Origin of the sequence: Acinetobacter sp. SFB (genome assembly GCF_001647545.1) — a bacterium.
Taxonomy (GTDB): domain Bacteria; phylum Pseudomonadota; class Gammaproteobacteria; order Pseudomonadales; family Moraxellaceae; genus Acinetobacter.
This window is the reverse complement of the sequence record NZ_LSZH01000013.1, coordinates 115,333-133,208: the sequence shown is the minus strand read 5'-3', so window position 1 is coordinate 133,208 and position 17,876 is coordinate 115,333. Positions and strand designations below refer to the sequence as shown.

The 17,876-nt window shown below is 40.7% G+C and carries 16 protein-coding genes; 11 read left to right on the top strand and 5 right to left on the bottom strand.

Annotated features, from left to right (window positions below; all coding sequences use genetic code 11):
* Positions 1 to 20 precede the first annotated feature (20 nt).
* From AY606_RS09985 to AY606_RS16765, 6 genes are all read left to right on the top strand, one after another.
* A complete protein-coding gene (locus AY606_RS09985) occupies positions 21 to 1,262 on the top strand; it encodes an alpha/beta hydrolase (protein ID WP_067867767.1) in 1,242 nt (413 codons plus the stop codon).
* A gap of 155 nt (positions 1,263 to 1,417) precedes the next feature.
* Positions 1,418 to 2,671 carry a serine hydroxymethyltransferase gene (gene glyA / locus AY606_RS09980; RefSeq protein ID WP_067867764.1) on the top strand — a complete coding sequence of 418 codons (1,254 nt, stop codon included), beginning with the start codon at positions 1,418 to 1,420 and terminating at the stop codon, positions 2,669 to 2,671.
* A gap of 167 nt (positions 2,672 to 2,838) precedes the next feature.
* Positions 2,839 to 3,243 (top strand): nucleoside diphosphate kinase regulator, encoded by a 405-nt coding sequence (rnk, locus tag AY606_RS09975; protein WP_067867761.1) that lies wholly within the window; start codon positions 2,839 to 2,841, stop codon positions 3,241 to 3,243.
* A 218-nt stretch (positions 3,244 to 3,461) separates the two neighbouring features.
* On the top strand, positions 3,462 to 3,926 hold the full coding sequence (locus tag AY606_RS16130) for a TauD/TfdA family dioxygenase (protein ID WP_155858173.1): 465 nt from the start codon (positions 3,462 to 3,464) through the stop codon (positions 3,924 to 3,926).
* The gene (locus tag AY606_RS16880; RefSeq protein WP_067867759.1) at positions 3,872 to 4,096 is read left to right on the top strand and encodes a hypothetical protein; all 225 of its coding nucleotides are present in this window, start codon (positions 3,872 to 3,874) and stop codon (positions 4,094 to 4,096) included. Before AY606_RS16130 ends, AY606_RS16880 begins: the two co-directional genes overlap by 55 nt.
* The gene (locus AY606_RS16765) at positions 4,038 to 4,172 is read left to right on the top strand and encodes a hypothetical protein (protein WP_283234615.1); all 135 of its coding nucleotides are present in this window, start codon (positions 4,038 to 4,040) and stop codon (positions 4,170 to 4,172) included. The genes AY606_RS16880 and AY606_RS16765 overlap by 59 nt, the downstream gene beginning before the upstream one ends.
* Before the next feature lie 332 nt (positions 4,173 to 4,504).
* On the opposite strand, the gene slyD is transcribed toward AY606_RS16765, so the two are convergent.
* The 3 genes from slyD to AY606_RS09955 form a co-directional block, all read right to left on the bottom strand.
* Positions 4,505 to 4,987: a peptidylprolyl isomerase gene (slyD, locus tag AY606_RS09965; protein ID WP_067867757.1), complete on the bottom strand. Its 483-nt coding sequence runs from the start codon at positions 4,985 to 4,987 to the stop codon at positions 4,505 to 4,507.
* 135 nt (positions 4,988 to 5,122) lie between these two features.
* Entirely contained in the window at positions 5,123 to 6,409 is a 1,287-nt protein-coding gene (locus tag AY606_RS09960; RefSeq protein ID WP_067867754.1) for an NAD(P)/FAD-dependent oxidoreductase, read from the bottom strand.
* Positions 6,410 to 6,530: 121 nt separating this feature from the next.
* Positions 6,531 to 7,841, bottom strand: a complete 1,311-nt coding sequence (locus AY606_RS09955; protein WP_067868394.1) for a D-alanyl-D-alanine carboxypeptidase PBP6B — start codon at positions 7,839 to 7,841, stop codon at positions 6,531 to 6,533.
* A 180-nt stretch (positions 7,842 to 8,021) separates the two neighbouring features.
* On the opposite strand from AY606_RS09955, the gene AY606_RS09950 reads away from it, so the two are divergent.
* The 3 genes from AY606_RS09950 (at position 8,022) to AY606_RS09940 (ending at position 13,525) form a co-directional block, all read left to right on the top strand.
* Positions 8,022 to 9,725: a M61 family metallopeptidase gene (locus AY606_RS09950; RefSeq protein ID WP_067867751.1), complete on the top strand. Its 1,704-nt coding sequence runs from the start codon at positions 8,022 to 8,024 to the stop codon at positions 9,723 to 9,725.
* A gap of 64 nt (positions 9,726 to 9,789) precedes the next feature.
* Positions 9,790 to 10,551: a hypothetical protein gene (locus AY606_RS16385; protein ID WP_067867748.1), complete on the top strand. Its 762-nt coding sequence runs from the start codon at positions 9,790 to 9,792 to the stop codon at positions 10,549 to 10,551.
* 742 nt (positions 10,552 to 11,293) lie between these two features.
* A complete protein-coding gene (locus AY606_RS09940; RefSeq protein WP_067867745.1) occupies positions 11,294 to 13,525 on the top strand; it encodes an NADP-dependent isocitrate dehydrogenase in 2,232 nt (743 codons plus the stop codon).
* 133 nt (positions 13,526 to 13,658) lie between these two features.
* Here the strand turns inward: AY606_RS09940 and AY606_RS09935 are convergent, their stop codons facing one another.
* A complete protein-coding gene (locus AY606_RS09935; protein WP_067867742.1) occupies positions 13,659 to 14,483 on the bottom strand; it encodes an rRNA large subunit pseudouridine synthase E in 825 nt (274 codons plus the stop codon).
* 201 nt (positions 14,484 to 14,684) lie between these two features.
* Between AY606_RS09935 and icd the strand changes: the two genes are divergently transcribed.
* Together icd and AY606_RS09925 are read left to right on the top strand one after the other, a co-directional pair.
* Entirely contained in the window at positions 14,685 to 15,938 is a 1,254-nt protein-coding gene (icd, locus tag AY606_RS09930; protein ID WP_067867739.1) for an NADP-dependent isocitrate dehydrogenase, read from the top strand.
* 155 nt (positions 15,939 to 16,093) lie between these two features.
* Entirely contained in the window at positions 16,094 to 16,639 is a 546-nt protein-coding gene (locus tag AY606_RS09925) for a M23 family metallopeptidase (RefSeq protein WP_067868392.1), read from the top strand.
* 15 nt (positions 16,640 to 16,654) lie between these two features.
* Here AY606_RS09925 and AY606_RS09920 read toward each other — a convergent pair whose 3' ends face one another.
* Positions 16,655 to 17,833 (bottom strand): YbfB/YjiJ family MFS transporter, encoded by a 1,179-nt coding sequence (locus AY606_RS09920; RefSeq protein WP_067867736.1) that lies wholly within the window; start codon positions 17,831 to 17,833, stop codon positions 16,655 to 16,657.
* Positions 17,834 to 17,876 lie beyond the last annotated feature (43 nt).

Genomic DNA, 17,876 nt, shown 5'->3' with positions numbered 1-17,876 from the left:
AAATGTATAAGGAAATGCACATGAAAAAAACATTGCTAACAGTGTTAATGAGTAGTTCGGTCATATTTTTATCTGCATGCGGAAGTGACGATAATGATTTCGTCTTCAATGGCCCGAATAATGGAATTCCGGTCAACAATATTCAAAATCCAGTTGTGAGCACACCTGTTCCATATACAGCGAGTAGTATTGCCGCTGCTGGTGAAAGTGTGGTGATGACTTATAAAATGTTGGGGGTTAACGGCAAGGAAGTTCAAGCAACTTCATTGGTATTTACACCGCAAATGCCTGTACCTGTAAAAGGTTGGCCAATTGTGGTTTGGGCACATGGAACAACTGGTGTGGCGGATCAATGCGCACCAAGTCGCTTAGCACTTAATTCTGATGTTGAAAATATGATTACTCAGCTTTTAGTTGCTGGCTATGTTGTGGTTGCGCCGGATTATGAAGGCTTAGGTGAACCAAACGGTAATGAGCTTCATCCTTTCTTAAATTTAAAAAGTGAAGCTTATTCTATTACTGATGCGGTTGTCGCCGCACGTAATTATTTGGGGGTAAAAGTATCTAATCAATGGATGGCAGTAGGACACTCACAAGGTGGGCAAGCAGCATTAGGGGCAGCTCAATATGCTTCACGCGCCTCTAACTTGGTTTATAAAGGGACAGTGGCTCTCGCTCCAGCCTCCAATCTTCCTCTTATTTTAGCAGGAGGGGAAAAAGCGGCGGGACAAGAAACTGACTTGAATAAAAAAATTACAGCTTTGGCATCTTTAGATACATTTACCGCATTAATTACATCAGGCTTGCGCAATCCAAATCCTAGTTTGCAATACAGTCAGATTTTTAAATCTCCAACAGATAATATCGCGAAGAATGCAGAAGTTGATTGCTATGATGTGTTGGGGCAGAAATTTGGTAAAGGAATGGTTGATTACGCGACTATAAATGGTTCAGTAGATAATTACCCACGCACTCAAACGAATTTTATGAGTATTCCAGTGGTTAAAACCTTCTTAGAAAAAGACTCTCAGCCACTTCAGGTTAAAGTTTCAACGCCAGTCATTATTTATCAGGGATCGCTGGATACTACTGTTCCTAAACAAGCGACCGATATTCTTTATTCTTCAGCTATCAAACAAAATACCAATATTCGTTATTTGACAGATGAATCAGGTGCAACGAAGTGGGATCATGGAGCAGTCTATGCTTTAAATATTTCTAATATTATTACAGACGTAAAATCTCTAATGCCAATTCAATAACTTGATTTGACCATAATAGCTCGTGTTTTTAATTAAACATGAGCTATTTTTATTTAAAACTGAACAAAGTTCATTCTCGATATTTGTAAACTTCATGCTACAATACGCGCCAATCTTAGCACGGCTTAAAAGCCCTAATTTATAGGACCTCGCTAATGTTTGCCAATATCTCGATTTCTGAATTTGACCCGGAATTAGCTAAAGCAATTGATGCTGAAGGTGAGCGCCAAGAAGCGCACATCGAGCTTATCGCTTCTGAAAACTATTGCTCTCCAGCAGTGATGGAAGCTCAAGGCTCAAAACTCACTAACAAATATGCGGAAGGCTACCCTGGTAAACGCTATTATGGCGGTTGCGAATATGTAGACATCATCGAACAATTGGCGATTGACCGTGCTAAAGAACTCTTTGGTGCTGATTATGCTAACGTTCAGCCACATGCTGGTTCACAAGCAAATTCTGCTGTTTACCTAGCGCTTCTTAACCCGGGCGACACAGTTTTGGGTATGAGCTTGGCTCACGGTGGTCACTTGACTCACGGTGCAAAAGTTAGCTTCTCTGGTAAAACTTATAATGCGATTCAGTACGGCTTAAATGTTGAAACTGGCGAGATCGATTACGAAGAAGTTGAACGTTTAGCTTTAGAGCACAAGCCACGTATGATCGTTGCTGGTTTCTCTGCATATAGTCAAATTGTTGACTGGCAACGTTTCCGTGAAATCGCGGATAAAGTTGGCGCTTACCTGTTTGTAGATATGGCACACGTTGCAGGTCTTGTTGCTGCGGGTGTTTACCCAAGCCCAGTGCAAATTGCTGACGTTACCACTACGACTACGCATAAAACACTTCGTGGCCCACGTTCAGGTTTAATCCTGGCTAAAGCAAACGAAGAGATTGAGAAAAAACTTCAATCTGCAGTATTCCCAGGTAACCAAGGTGGTCCACTGGTTCATGCTATTGCGGCTAAAGCGATCTGCTTTAAAGAAGCGATGGCACCTGAATACAAAGAATATCAAAAACAAGTTGTGGTAAATGCTAAAGCAATGGCTGAGGTATTAATTGCACGTGGTTACGATATCGTTTCTGGCGGTACTGAAAACCACTTGTTCTTATTGTCACTGATCAAACAAGACGTGACTGGTAAAGAAGCAGATGCTTGGTTAGGTGCTGCTCATATTACTGTGAATAAAAATGCTGTACCAAATGACCCACGTTCTCCGTTCGTGACTTCTGGTATCCGTATTGGTACACCAGCTGTAACAACTCGTGGTTTCGGTGAAGCTGAAGTACGTGAACTTGCTGGCTGGATCGCAGATATCCTTGATGCGAAAGGCGATGAAGCGGTAATTGCGACGGTTAAAGAAAAAGTTGCAATTGTTTGCGCTAAATTTCCTGTTTATGCAAAATAAGTTAACGACTTGAGAAAGCCCCCTCAAGGGGGCTTTTTTTTATATATGATTAAAAGTCATATTTTTCAAAAATCATATTTCTGCTATAACAGAATAATACTCCATAAAAGATATAACTCATTTTGCTATTGCTGTAATGACATCTTTCGTTTAAAGGAATCAGGTAAATGGCTAAACCAACAATTATTATTTCACAACAAGATCTTCAACGTTTAGAAACCATGCTTGATCATCAATCTAAACTGAGTCCAACGATGCAACATCTGGAAGATGAACTTGCCCGTGCAGATGTGGTTGCTCCACAAGATGTTCCTGGAAATGTAGTGACCATGAATGCGCGTGTGCGTATTACCATTGCGCCTGCTAGCGAATCTACGGATATTACTTTGGTATATCCGCATGATTTTCGCGGTGAAAAAGGCCAAGTTAATGTCCTTGCTCCGGTAGGCGCAGCAATTCTGGGGCTGGCAGAAGGACAGGAAATTGAATGGCCGCAACCTGATGGTCATTTAATGAAAGTGAAGATTGAAAAAGTGTTGTATCAGCCCGAACGTGAAGGTGATTATCTGTAATCATTTAGAATGAAATGCCTCATGGTTAGGGGCTTTTTAAATGACTAATTTTTTAATTATTTTAATAACAATGTAGTAAAAAGTTCACTGCCTAAATCAAGAATCCTCAAAACTTAAGCACGCATTGTGCTGAACACTGTCAAACGTTTGACAGTGTTTATGGCGTATTAAGGGCAGACTGTATTTCTACCGCACAACGTTGCAATAAAGATTGAAATATAGGGTATAGCTATGAGCCAAATTCAAACCAAATCATAACTGGTTGTATTGGTGCGGAAATAGCAGGGTTTAAACTTTCTTTAACTTTAGATCAAGATATTGTCTATGAAATTAACCATGCTTTAGTTAAGTACAAAGCAATCTTCTTTAAAAATCAGCTGCATTTAACCGATGATGAGCAAGAAGATTTTGCTGCATTATTATGTAAACCTTTGAATCATCCAACGGTTCCAGTAAAAAGCGGAACAGCGCATGTGCTTGAGCTGGATTTACTTCGTGACCGAGCAGATACATGGCATACCGATATTACTTTTATTGAAGATTATCCAAAGGCTTCCATTGACCGTAGTAACACATTTTACGTTATCAGCAAAAACTGGATGATGTCTATGTACTGCTGTCTGGACGGATGCAGATTGGCTGGTTGTTCAGTGAGGGTGAGTTTAAAGTCAGTGATTACGTGAACATGTATTCAGTGTTAAATCTCGTGCCATTTTTACAGCAGAAACCGCTGAACTTTGATTTTTATGCCGCAGAACAAGTCGAAGTCGTAATAATTTCAGCTCAGGCTTTTTTTGGAGCAATTACAACAGCAGCCACAAGCCATGTGGCAGATTATTCAATTACTGAGTGAACGTATGTATGGCTTGAGGGAGAAAAATCTTTATCTGCAAACGGCGGCTATTAATCAAAAAATGCACGGTATTTAATTATTTTAGCCCAGCAGACAATACTCCTAAGTCCGCCGAATTTCCCTATTTAATTTAAAATGAGTCAGCAAGACTTTGCCGAATTACTGAATGTGTCCCGACAAACCTTAAATTAGCAGCTGCAATATTTTATACAGGAACACATTGTCGAGTGGAGTTATAGCCAAATTCGTATTATCGATATGCAGCGTTTAAAACAAATCAGTCAGTTATAGCAGTATGGCTAACAAATACTAAAAACTGATATTTTATAAGGCTATAGAATGCGGTATAAAAATTAGGTAGTAAAAAAGGCAAAGTAAACACTTTGCCTTTTTTGATCTGTACCGATCTTAGTGGTGATGACCACCAGCGCCGTGTACATGACCGTGTTCTAATTCTTCAGCAGACGCTTCACGAATTTCAACAATTTCAACTTCAAAAGTTAAGTCTTGACCAGCAAGCGGGAAGTTAGCATCCACAACAATTGTGTCGCCTTCAACTGCTTTAACAGTCACGATTTGAACGCCGTCATCAGTTTGAGCTTGGAACTGCATACCTGGTTGGATGTTGTCCACGCCCTGGAACATTTGAGCAGGAACTTCTTGAACCATTTCTGGGTTGTATTCGCCATAACCTTCAGCAGCAGGAACGTTAACAGTGAATTTTTCACCAACAGTTTTGCCTTCCAAAGCATTTTCTAAACCTGGGATGATGTTACCTGCACCGTGCAAATATGCAAGTGGTTCACCTTGTGATTGGTCGAGAGTTTCGCCTTCTGCGTTAGTCAACGTGTAGTGGAAAGAAACCACGAGGTCATTTGCAATAGCAGTCATGTTATTGATCCATTCAATTTTTAAAGGGGACATCATAAAGTGAAAAGCAGATTTTGTAGATCATATTTATCAAAAATCTGCATTTTCTACGTTTTTAATGGCATTTTGTTAATAATAGGGACGCTTTTAAAAATTTCAATGCAGTTTTATCTTTGGACCTGTTTTTCTTGTGACAAAATTTTTGGCAGTCAAAAGCCCCGCATGCGCGTAGCCATGAATTGCAGCTTGATGCAGTCGATATAAAGAAACGTACATTGATTTCGCCAGAAAACCCTGCACATTGACTTGCCCGAGTAATTCTCCCACTGCTTTGTTGTGGCTTAATGACACCAGTGAACCTTTATCAGAAAATTTGAACATCGGTTGTGACTTACCTTGAATACGAGCTTTCATGGCCCCGACCAGGAAACTGGCCTGTTGGCTGGCGACTTGAGCGCGAGGGCCAAGTACCGTTTCATCAGCAGTGGGTTGGCAATGAGCGCAGTCGCCAAAAGCAAAAATGTTTGGGTCAGATAAAGTTTGTAGCGTTGCATAGACTTTTAACCGGTGAATATTGTCTTTTTCAAAGCCGGTTAATTTTTCCAGCACCGCAGGCGCTTTAATCCCTGCCGCCCAGACTTTCAGTTCTGCATCTATAGCGCTTCCATCGGCAAAGTAGACTTTATCAGCATCGACTTTAGCCACCCGATGCTGGGTCAGAACCCTAATTCCGAATTGCGCTAATTGATGACTGCTATGCTGCGCGATGGTTTCAGAAAGGGCCGGCAAGATCCGGTCAGCCGCTTCTATAACGGCAATAGTGACATTTTTGGGGTCAATTTTATTTAAGCCATATTTAAAGAACGTCTGTTTGGCTTGAAACAGTTCGGCTGCAAGTTCGATACCGGTAGCGCCTGCACCAATAATTGCGATATTTAATGCGCGTGTCGTCTCATGGTTTTGGGCTTCAAGATATAAATGCAGTAAATCTTGCTGAAATACATCTGCCTGTTTACGGCTATCGAGAAAATGACAGTGCTGTTTCACCCCTTCGGTATTAAAGTCATTTGATGTTGAACCGACTGCAATAATAAGGGTATCGTAATCCAGACGAATATTTTTTTGGATTGGGTCAGGTTTAGATAAATGCGTTGTTTCAAGAACGATTTGTTTGGTAGCCCGATCAATTTCAATAAAGCTGCCTAAGACAAACTCATAATAATGTTTGGAGGCATGGGCGAAATAATTGGTTTCTTCAGCATGTGGATTGAGTGTGCCCGCCGCAATTTCATGTAAAAGCGGTTTCCAGATATGGGTCAGTTTCTGATCGACCAAGGTGATTTTGGCTTTATTGCTTTTGCCTAAAGTATTGCCCAGTTGGGTTGCTAGTTCTAAACCGCCTGCGCCACCACCGACAATTACAATTTTATGTAGATTACTCATTTTTAACCTATTTGTTATTTTAAAGACAAAAAAAGAAGATGGCATCAATATGCCATCTTCAATTCATTGCTTTTGTTCAGATTGTTATACAGCTTACATAATTTAAAGAAATGTCACGCAATTAGCCTAGAGGATAGGTTTTGACTTCGACTTCATCGCTAGAGAAAAAAGTGAAAAGCTGCTTAACCCAGATGGCAATTTTCTGGAAGAAATTGGCTTCTTCAATGTGCACATCATTTTCAATCGCGATAGTGCGAATTAATTGGTTATTCTGATAAACCTGCACGGTTGCCAACTCCATCACTTTCGCTAATGGGGCAGTCAGAATTTTTTCTTTGATTTCGACATTTAAGTGAGTTTTTGTTTCTTGCAATGGTTCGATCGCCTGAATTGTTCCATTGCCTGTATTTAGCATAATGCGCTGATTCACGGTGTCATAAGTTTGCAGATCAATCGCATAAGGCTGATCATATAAAGAGGTAGTAATAATTTGTGGTTTGCTGGTTTCAAGTTTAAACATTTTTAAAGTGGACTTGATTACCGGTAATTCCGCAATCAGCTGCTTGTCTTTAATCGCCACTTCATTGCGCGTATAGGTATAAGCCATGTCGAGAAGAGTGTGAGCAACTTCAGCACGTTTTAGAGCGTTTTTTGTGCCCATGACCACCACAATCAGACGGCGTTCCGGCAATTCAGGATTAGCCGTAGGGCGGTGCGCAGTGAGTGCGAGGTTATAACCTGCCGCTTTGGTAAAACCGGTTTTTAAACCATCAACACTGGGGTCAAATTTAAGCGCCAAGTTGGTTGCACGGTGAAAACGCTGCTTATAACTGAAACTTGGCATCACTGAATAATGCAAGTATTCAGGTGTCTGTAATGTTAAAGCTTGACCCAGAAGTGCCATGTCATGGGCAGATGAAAAATGATCCGGCATGGTCACACCTGGCGCATTGGCAAAATGCGTATCGTTCATCCCCAAGGCTTTGGCCTCAAGATTCATGCGCTCAATGAACGCCGGTACTGTACCTGAAATACGTTCCGCTAAAGTTACGGCTGCATCATTGGCTGACATCACCACCAAACCTGCCAGCAGCTGATCAACGGAAATCTGTTCACCTTCTTTCAGGTACATCTGTGATTCATCCCACTGCACCATTTTGACTACTGGTGTTGCAGTGATGATTTCATCCTTTTTTAAATGACCCGCTGCAATGTCTTTGAGCGCTATATAAGCCACCATCATTTTGGTCATGGATGCCGGCGCACGTTGCTCATGGCTATTATGCTCAGCAATCACTTGTCCGGATTGGGTGTCAAGAATGGTCCAGGCCGGTGCTTCAACGCTTTCCGGAACGAGGTTCAGTAATGCGGCATTGACTATTGTGGAGCACAATAAACTGAGTGATGCGAGAAGGTAGATAACAGCTTTCAATGATGTTCCTTTATTTGCCAATCCATTGACTTTAAAAATGCAAAAAACCTTGCGCATGCTATGCTTTTTTTTTAGCAATGGCTAGTCAGAATTGTAGACAATTGCGACAGTTCAGCATTGTTTTACAAAAAAATGCTAAGCTAGCCCTAAGTTCAGTTTTTTTATTTTGTATTGCCCATTATGTTGCATTATCAAATCGAATTTGACGATTATCGTCAGCATTTAATTCACGTGACTCTTCGCTTTTTAGCAGATCCTACTCAAGTATTATCACTGCCAACCTGGATTCCGGGAAGCTATCTGATTCGCGAGTTTTCCAAGCATCTTGAGTCAGTCAAAGCCTACGATGAAGATGGCCGAATTCTACAGATTCAGAAATTTGAAAAGAATAAATGGCGTTTATTTAATACCGATCATGAACTGATTACAGTTGAATATGACGTTTATGCCTATGACTTGTCTGTTCGTGGTGCCTATGTAGATCAAACACGTTTATACGTCAATCCGGCCTGTGCATGTTTAGGGCTAGAAGGTCAGGAAGATAAAGCCATTGAAGTTGAAGTGTTTCTTACACCAGAGCTGAAACACTTCCAATTGGCCACAGGTTTAGAAAATAAGAGCCTAGTTAAAGGTCGCCATACCTTAAAAGCTAAAAACTATGCGCAGCTGATTGACTCGCCATTTGAACTGGCAGATCAAACCCGTTTTAGTTTTGAAGCCAATGGCATTGCGCATGAGTTCGTGGTTTCAGGCAAACACACCATGAATGCCGAACGTATGCAGCAAGACATTGAAAAAATCTGTAGCACAGAAATTTCAATGTTTGGTTCCGCGCCCTTTGAAAACTATACCTTCATGACGATGGCAACAGGCAATAGCTATGGCGGTTTAGAACACCCGAATAGCACCAGCCTGATTACACCACGTGATGACCTGCCAAAAGCGGATGAACCGGTTGAACCTTCAAAAGATTATCAACGTTTTCTGGGTTTATGCAGTCACGAATATTTTCACTCTTGGCTGGTGAAATTTATTCGTCCTGAAAACTTCGTCAATTATGATTTAAATAGAGAAGGCTATACCTCACTGCTTTGGATCTTTGAAGGCTTTACTTCTTATTATGATGATCTGATTTTGCTGCGTAGCGGTGTCATCAATCAACAATCATATATTGCCTTATTAAAAGCTCAGATTGATCGTTACCTGCAAAATCCGGGTCATGCGATTCAAACTGTGGCGGAATCAAGTTTTGATGCATGGGTGAAATTCTATCGTCAGGATGAAAACTCGAATAATGCAGGTACCAGCTATTACAACAAAGGTTGTTTGGTTGCGTTGTGCCTAGATTTAGGATTGCGTCTTAAAGGTTCAAGCCTTGATGCACTCATGCGTAAACTGTATGAAAATGCGCAACAGGGCATTCAGGTGAATGAACGTACTATCTTTGATTTGTGTCAGGAGTTGACGGGTCAAAGTTGGCTTGAGCAAATTAATCATTTGATTAACACAACAGACGAATTGCCACTGGATCAGTTATTGCCTGAATTTGGTTTAAGTTTTGAATTGAAAAATGAAAAAGCTTTGCCATTCGGACTCAAAGTTACAGATAAACCTGAAGGTGTAGTGATTCAACAGGTTCGTCGTGACAGTGCAGCGACAAAAGCCGGTCTTTCTGCCCATGATGTGATTGTTGCGATTGACGGCTTAAAAGCGTCTGAAAAACTTGTTGAGAAATATTCAAAACAACAAGGCACTTTCACTGTATATGCATTCCGCCGTGATGAATTTATTCAGTTTGAAGTTCAAGGTGGGGTAATTGATTTGACCACAGTTGAATTGAAAGTTGAAGATCAGGAAAAAGCAAAGAAATGGCTTAAAGCTTAATTTGCTAGTTTTATTAAAGTCATTTAAAACCGATGCTTATGTATCGGTTTTTTATTAGAAGAAGATGAATCAGAAAAGTTTATTCGTTGGGGTGGGTGTAACTATAGTTTGGTTTTTAGGAATCATTATTTTTTGCATTTGGGGTAACTTTGAGTTTGAGAAAAATTATTTAAATTCTTTAGGTGATTTTCTGGCAGGTATATTCGCACCTGTGGCTTTCTTTTGGTTGATTTTAGGCTATGTTCAACAAGGTAAGCAGTTAGATCAAAATACCAAAGCTTTGGGGCAACAAGAAATAGCATTGCAACTTCAAATTGATGAGATGAAAAATAGTGTTGAGCAACAATCAAAATTAGCCCAGATACAGAGTGATCAATTAATAATGATGAAGCAAGAAAGTCGTCCTTTTCTAAAGTTAAGTCATGCTCGATTATTTTTAAATGCGAATAAATATGCGACTTTAGAAAAGCAGTTAGAGAATGATGAGAAATATATACTTAAGTTTTTAATAAAAAATGAAGGAAGAGGAAGGGCTAAATTTGTTAACATATTTACGAGTGAGGTATTACTGAGAGAAGAATTTTCTAGATTAGAGGAAAATGAAACAGTGACAGTTGTACTTGAACTAAATAAGGTTGAATTAGAAAAATTAGTTAATAATAAAAACAACTTTTTATGTTTAATAATTAAATTTAAAGATATTTATGATTCTGAATTTTCGGCATTTTATGATTTTAATATCGAGTCGATAAAGACAAATAAAAATATCATTCCAGTTAATATTCTTTCATACCAGAATCAATATAATTCTGATATAGCAAATTGAAAGCTCACTTTCATAAGCTTTATTTTCTATTCTTAATTCCCATAATAAGATGACTAACTATAGGGAGCTTGAAAGTAGCGCACTTCAGAAATTCTATCTTATTCACTGGTGACACTTTCATTTACTTAACCACTTATCACTTTGCTGAGCTTCCACAACAGCACTTAATTTTGAATTCTCCCAAAATGTCCCGTTGAAAATTACCGCTCGAAAGCATTTAAAGTTTAGTACAACTGAAGTAAGAAACTTATACCTTAGAATGATAACTTTTTCGTCTTATCAGCGGAGAATTTGCATGGTATTCCGTTATCCATAATTTATTTGCATGATACCCAACATGTTTCAATTAATTGGGTTGTAAAACAGTAAATGGATCAGTTTGTATTTTAATCAATTTATAAGGATTTAAAATTAATAAATTATTGATAAATATATATATTATTGTATTTTTGGTCTAGATCGTTGCTTATGGTATGGGGTCTATGAATGTAGTTGAATAGACGCAATGCAGCGCCCCATATTCGAAAAAGAACGAAATATCAAGTAGAATATAAGCATTGGTGAATCACACCGATATATACGAATTTTCAGCCAGACAGCAAGATGAAAAAGATATTGTTGTTTAGCTGAGGTGCAATGAGCACCCATACTTTCGATGTTATTGTTATTTTAAGCAAATCGGTTCGTAGGGCTGGGCCAAAAGCTCGGACCTCAAAACTCAATTCAACGCAAGGGGCTATATATGGCTGGTGGAAAGTCAAAAATCATTTACACGCTGACTGACGAGGCGCCATTGTTGGCGACTTATTCGCTACTGCCGATCATTGAGACCTTTACTAAGCCGGCCGGTGTCGAGATTGTCAAAAGTGACATCTCTGTAGCCGTTCGTGTGCTCGCAGAATTTGCAGACTGCCTAAATGAAGAGCAGAAAGTTCCCGACACCCTCGCGGAACTCGGTCGTCTTACTCAAGATCCAGACACTAACATTATTAAATTACCGAATATCAGTGCTTCTGTTGGCCAGCTAACAGCATGTATCAAAGAGCTTCAATCTAAAGGCTACGCGATCCCTGATTATCCGGAAAATCCAACGACTGAAGAAGAAAAGTCAATCAAGGTTCGTTATGGCAAATGCTTAGGCTCTGCTGTAAACCCAGTATTACGTGAAGGTAACTCTGACCGTCGTGCGCCTGCTGCTGTTAAAAACTACGTTAAGAAACACCCGCATTCAATGAGCGAGTGGAAACAGTGGTCACAAACTCACGTTTCGCACATGAATGAAGGTGACTTCTACCACGGCGAAAAGTCAATGACACTTGACCGTGCTCGTAACGTGAAAATGGAATTGATCACCAACAGTGGCGAAACTATTGTTCTTAAACCAAAAGTTGCATTGAAAGATGGCGAAATCATCGACTCAATGTTTATGAGCAAAAAAGCACTTTGCGATTTCTACGAGAAAGAACTTGAAGACTGTCGTGAAGCGGGCATTTTGTTCTCTTTACACGTTAAAGCAACCATGATGAAAGTTTCACACCCGATCGTTTTCGGTCACTGTGTGAAAATTTATTATAAAGACGCGTTTGAGAAACATGGCAAGTTGTTTGACGAGCTAGGCGTTAATATCAATAACGGTATGGCAGGTCTTTACGAGAAGCTTGAAACGTTACCAACCTCTGTACGTGAAGAAATCATTGCTGATTTACATGCGTGTCAAGAACACCGTCCAGCGCTTGCAATGGTTGATTCAGCAAAAGGCATCACCAACTTCCATTCACCTAACGATGTGATTGTAGATGCTTCTATGCCTGCAATGATCCGTGGTGGCGGTAAAATGTGGGGCGCTGACGGCAAGCCTTACGACTGTAAAGCTGTAATGCCTGAATCGACTTTTGCACGTATCTACCAAGAAATGATCAATTTCTGTAAGTGGAATGGCAACTTCGATCCAAAAACGATGGGTACTGTACCTAACGTTGGTTTGATGGCGCAAAAAGCTGAAGAATACGGTTCACACGACAAAACTTTCGAAATTCCTGAAGCGGGTATTGCCAACATCACTGATCTTGAAACGGGTGAAGTGTTGATGTCGCAAAACGTTGAGGAAGGCGATATTTGGCGTATGTGTCAGGTGAAAGACGCTCCGATCCGTGACTGGGTAAAACTTGCGGTAACTCGCGCGCGTAACTCTGGCATGCCTGCGATCTTCTGGCTTGACCCGTACCGTCCACACGAAAATGAATTGATCAAGAAAGTTGAAGAATACTTGAAAGATCATGACACGACGGGTCTTGATATTCACATCATGTCACAAGTACGTGCAATGCGTTATACGCTTGAACGTGTAGCACGTGGTCTAGATACAATCTCTGTGACTGGTAATATCCTACGTGACTACCTGACTGACTTGTTCCCGATCATGGAGCTGGGTACTTCAGCTAAAATGCTTTCTATCGTGCCGTTAATGGCAGGTGGTGGCATGTACGAAACGGGTGCAGGTGGTTCTGCTCCTAAACACGTACAACAATTGGTTGAAGAAAACCACTTGCGTTGGGATTCACTGGGTGAGTTCATGGCGCTTGCTGTTTCTTTAGAAGAAATGGGCATCAAAGAAGACAATGCTTCTGCGAAGTTATTGGCTAAAACTTTAGACCAAGCGACTGGTAAATTGCTCGACAATGACAAGTCACCTTCACGTCGCACTGGCGAGATTGATAACCGCGGCAGCCACTTCTACCTAGCAAAATACTGGGCTGAAGAACTTGCTGCGCAAGACGAAAATGCTGAGCTTAAAGCGAAGTTCGCTCCGCTTGCAAAAGCATTGGCTGAAAATGAAGACAAGATCATTGCTGAACTTGCTTCCGTTCAAGGCAAACCGGCAGACATCGGTGGTTATTACGCTATTGATCAAGCCAAAGTGACTGCAGTTATGCGTCCAAGTCAAACCTTTAATACAGTGCTTGCAGCTGTTTAAGCATAATTAGTGCAAAGCCAGTGACTCCACTGGTGATGCAAAAAAAAGCCGGTGCATATGCACCGGCTTTTTTTCATCCGCAATTTCTACGGCACAAACATTCCTCAAACAAGGAAATTGTTTAAACTAAATCTTAACGACCGTTACTACGTCCACGACTACGCGGTGCTTTAGTATTCGGGCGTGTCGTACCATTGGTTTTACGACGTGGCTTATCCGCATCATCCATTTGCCAAATACGCGTGGTACCGCCACTGGCTCTTTTCTTGCCTTTGAATGGTGCTTCGCCTTTTTCTTCACGTGCTTTATCTTTAGCCACCGAGAAATGCTGTTTCTTGGTCGTGGTCTTTTTCGCAAAAGAACGGCCTTCATATGGCTTTTCTGCAGGAACATCTTTAAAGTCTGGGTAAAGCAAAGGTTCAATTTCGATTTGCTCACCTGGCTGTAGGCCAAGTTTTACAATGCTAATAGTACCAATTTGAGTACGAATCAAACGTAAAGTTGGAAAGCCTACAGCTGAAGTCATACGGCGAACCTGACGGTTACGGCCTTCGCAAATTTGAATTTCTACCCATGAGGTAGGGACACTGGCACGGAAACGTACCGGTGGTGTACGTTCCCATAACCAATCTGGCTCATCAATTTTTTTTGCTTGAGCCGGCAGGGTGATGCCATCTTTAAGCTCAACGCCTTTACGAAGCTGCTCTAAAGCTTCTTCAGTAATGTCACCATCGACTTGTACCACATAAGTTTTAAATTTTTTGCTGGCAGGATTGGTAATAAACTGGTTCAAACCACCATGATCGGTTAAGAACATCAAGCCTTCTGAATCTAAATCAAGACGACCGGCAATACGCAAGTCAGGATCCTGAGTAAAATCAGCCATGGTTTGATGTTTCTCATCGGCACGGAACTGGGAGAGAACGTCATAAGGTTTATTAAGAATGACGATTTTCATAGAAAATAACTACTTTGATAATGATAAATACTGGAAATGTTGATTCTATTTTATGAAGAAATGGCAGTATTTCTTCGATAAATCTCAATAACATTTAAATTCAATTAGAATATTATGCGTTAAGACAAGTTGAAAGTATTGCATATTGGCAACTATTTTTTGGTTTCGCCAGATAGAATAACAATAGGGAGCACAAGTATAATGGGTTATCAGAAGATTGTCGTGCCTGTGGATGGTACTAAAATTACCGTTAATGCCGATTTGTCACTAAATGTACCCAATCATCCGATTATCCCTTTTATTGAAGGTGACGGTATTGGGGTAGATATTACACCCGCAATGAAAGCTGTGGTCGATGCTGCGGTTCAGAAAGCTTACTGTGGCAAACGTTCGATTGAATGGATGGAAGTTTACTGCGGCGAAAAAGCAGATAAAATCTATGGTACTTACATGCCGGAAGAAACGTTTGAAGTGCTTCGCGAGTTCGTGGTTTCGATTAAAGGTCCTTTAACCATGCCTGTTGGCGGTGGTATTCGTTCTCTCAATGTGGCTTTACGTCAAGAATTAGATCTTTATGTATGTGTACGCCCGGTTCGCTGGTTCGAAGGTGTTCCTTCTCCAGTTCATCATCCCGAACTGACTGATATGGTAATCTTCCGTGAAAACTCTGAAGATATCTATGCGGGGATTGAATGGAAAGCGGCTTCCCCAGAAGCCAAAAAAGTCATTAAATTTTTGAAAGAAGAAATGGGTGTGACTAAAATCCGTTTCGAAGAAAACTGTGGGATCGGCATTAAGCCAGTCTCTAAAGCAGGCACTCAACGTCTGGTTCGTAAGGCCATTCAATTTGCAATCGACAATGACAAGCCTAGCGTGACTCTGGTTCACAAGGGCAACATCATGAAGTATACCGAAGGTGCATTTAAAGAATGGGGTTACGAAGTCGCGCTTGAACGGTTTTCCGGCGAGCTTCTGGATGGTGGTCCATGGGTCAAAATCAAGAATCCTAAAAATGGCAAAGACATCATCATTAAAGATGTTATTGCAGATGCGTTCCTGCAACAAATCTTGATGCGTCCATCAGATTATTCAGTCATCGCCACGTTAAACCTAAACGGTGACTATATTTCTGATGCACTTGCAGCGGAAGTGGGTGGTATTGGTATCGCTCCTGGTGCAAACATTGGTGGTGCAATCCAGATGTATGAAGCGACTCACGGTACTGCACCTAAATATGCGGGTCAGGACAAAGTAAACCCGGGTTCAATCATTCTTTCTGCGGAAATGATGCTGCGTGACATGGGCTGGACTGCAGCAGCAGACTTGATCATCAAAGGTATTTCTGGTGCGATTGCTGCTAAAACGGTCACTTATGACTTTGAGCGTTTAATGCCTGACGCAACTTTGTTACGTTGCTCTGAATTTGGTCAAGCAGTGATTAACAATATGGAATAAGTTGAAGACTTCAACTTTGTATTAGAAAAACCTGCACGTGTTGCGGGTTTTTTTTATATTTACAGAACTCATATTTCATTCAATAGAATTAAAAACTTAAGATGAAATTGACTAAATTACTTTAATTCTTGAGATGAATGTATCCACATCGAAAAATGTTTAAAAAAACTTCCTGTTTGAGTTTAATGCTTGCATTGATACTGCTTTCGGGCTGTCAGCCACCACCTTCTGGTGAAGCTGTAGGTATGCGTTATCCAATTTTATATATGCAATTACAGCAAATGCACTTGCCTGAACAACTTGCAATGCCGGTTGAAAATATTAAAGCTGGTCAGATTAATGATACTTGGGGGGCAGCACGTAGCGAAGGACGCAAGCATGAAGGCATCGATATTTTTGCCAAGCGAGGAACGTCTGTACTTAGTGCAACACAAGGAATAGTCACTCGAGTGGGAACCAATCATTTGGGCGGTAAAGTGGTCTGGGTTACCGGGCCGGATTTAAGCCGACATTATTATGCACATTTGGATGATTATGCTGCTCAGATTCAAGAAGGCGACTGGGTAGAAGTTGGCCAAGTGATTGGTTACGTAGGAAATAACGGTAATGCTAAAAATACCCCACCACATTTACATTATGGTATTTATCTTAATGGGCAAGGTGCGGTCAATCCATATCCTTATCTGGTTCCAGATTCTTAAAAATATAAAAATAAATCAGGTTTCTTTAATTTTGTGACATTGATCCGAGCGGGTATACCAAGCCAGTTGTAAAGTTCCCAATAATAGAACCACAGTAGCCAAAATAAACTGTTGATGATAAGTTACACTGAAATGTTGCAGAGTACTAAAACTTAATCCACCAATCAGCTGCACAGAGGCAAAACACAGCGTGGCAATACTCCAGAGCCTTTTATATGCCAGACCATAAAGCTGTAAAATCGTATAAGAGGTCAAAAACACCACGGCCGGATTGAGCATTCCTGTAAAGAAGGAGGAAGCAAAAGTCAGCAGCGGACTGGAGTTTAATGTGGCAATAAAAATCGCCAGAATATATAGACTATACAGAATTTTCAGACTCCTAAAATTTCCAAATTTTCTTGCCAGTGAATAAGCAGCAAAAGCCCCCAAAGCGCTGCCTACGCCATACAGAGTCCAGTTAAAGTTGATCCAGAACAGATTCAGGCCCAGTTCATGACCGAGATAGTCAATCCAGAACAATGAATGTGGAATATAAGCAAATGCACTGCAAGCATACACAATCATCAAGCTATAAAAGAGTACATTGAATGGTGTCTTGGATTCATTCTGAACTGTTGGTTCAGACAAATGATGCTTAAATTGTTGCAGCAGCAGACTTAAACAAATGCAAATAATCAGCGCAAATCCACATAAAATAAGCCAGGCCGTCTGTATCGAAATTTGATCCAGATAAGGCAAGAAAAGCGTGGCCACTAAAACCCCAAGACCAATTCCGCTAAAGCCAATAAAATTGATTTTAAAACGATCCTGAATGTCGCAGCATTGTGCAACCACACTCGGGGATAAGATCATTAATAAGCCACCGCTGATTCCCGAAATCACACGCCAGAAGATATACCAAGCTTGAGGGAAGTTTGTAAAAGCACAGCACATTAAACTGAACATTCCCGCAATTGCGGCAATCTGAATGTAAAGGGTCATGCTTTTATTTTGAGGCAGTCGCATGGCTACGAAAGCGCCCATCAGATAGCCGAGTAAATTGGCACTTCCTAAAAGACTGGCAAAACCGCTTGACCAGTCAAATGCTTCACGTGTGCTGGGTAAAAGTGCGGTATAGGAAAAACGTAAAATACCAATTCCTAAACACATGCTGAGGCATAAAAAAAGACTAAGCCTGATATTGTTTGAGGACATCCGTGTGCTCGCAGCTATTTGGTATTAATTCACCCCAATAAAT

Coding starts and splice junctions, on each gene's coding strand:
- AY606_RS09985 (WP_067867767.1), top strand. CDS start 21: ATGAAAAAAACATTGCTAACAGTGTTAATGAGTAGTTCGGTCATATTT.
- glyA (WP_067867764.1), top strand. CDS start 1,418: ATGTTTGCCAATATCTCGATTTCTGAATTTGACCCGGAATTAGCTAAA.
- rnk (WP_067867761.1), top strand. CDS start 2,839: ATGGCTAAACCAACAATTATTATTTCACAACAAGATCTTCAACGTTTA.
- AY606_RS16880 (WP_067867759.1), top strand. CDS start 3,872: ATGCAGATTGGCTGGTTGTTCAGTGAGGGTGAGTTTAAAGTCAGTGAT.
- slyD (WP_067867757.1), bottom strand. CDS start 4,987: ATGACTGCTATTGCAAATGACCTCGTGGTTTCTTTCCACTACACGTTG.
- AY606_RS09960 (WP_067867754.1), bottom strand. CDS start 6,409: ATGAGTAATCTACATAAAATTGTAATTGTCGGTGGTGGCGCAGGCGGT.
- AY606_RS09950 (WP_067867751.1), top strand. CDS start 8,022: ATGTTGCATTATCAAATCGAATTTGACGATTATCGTCAGCATTTAATT.
- AY606_RS16385 (WP_067867748.1), top strand. CDS start 9,790: ATGAATCAGAAAAGTTTATTCGTTGGGGTGGGTGTAACTATAGTTTGG.
- AY606_RS09940 (WP_067867745.1), top strand. CDS start 11,294: ATGGCTGGTGGAAAGTCAAAAATCATTTACACGCTGACTGACGAGGCG.
- AY606_RS09935 (WP_067867742.1), bottom strand. CDS start 14,483: ATGAAAATCGTCATTCTTAATAAACCTTATGACGTTCTCTCCCAGTTC.
- icd (WP_067867739.1), top strand. CDS start 14,685: ATGGGTTATCAGAAGATTGTCGTGCCTGTGGATGGTACTAAAATTACC.
- AY606_RS09925 (WP_067868392.1), top strand. CDS start 16,094: ATGTTTAAAAAAACTTCCTGTTTGAGTTTAATGCTTGCATTGATACTG.
- AY606_RS09920 (WP_067867736.1), bottom strand. CDS start 17,833: ATGTCCTCAAACAATATCAGGCTTAGTCTTTTTTTATGCCTCAGCATG.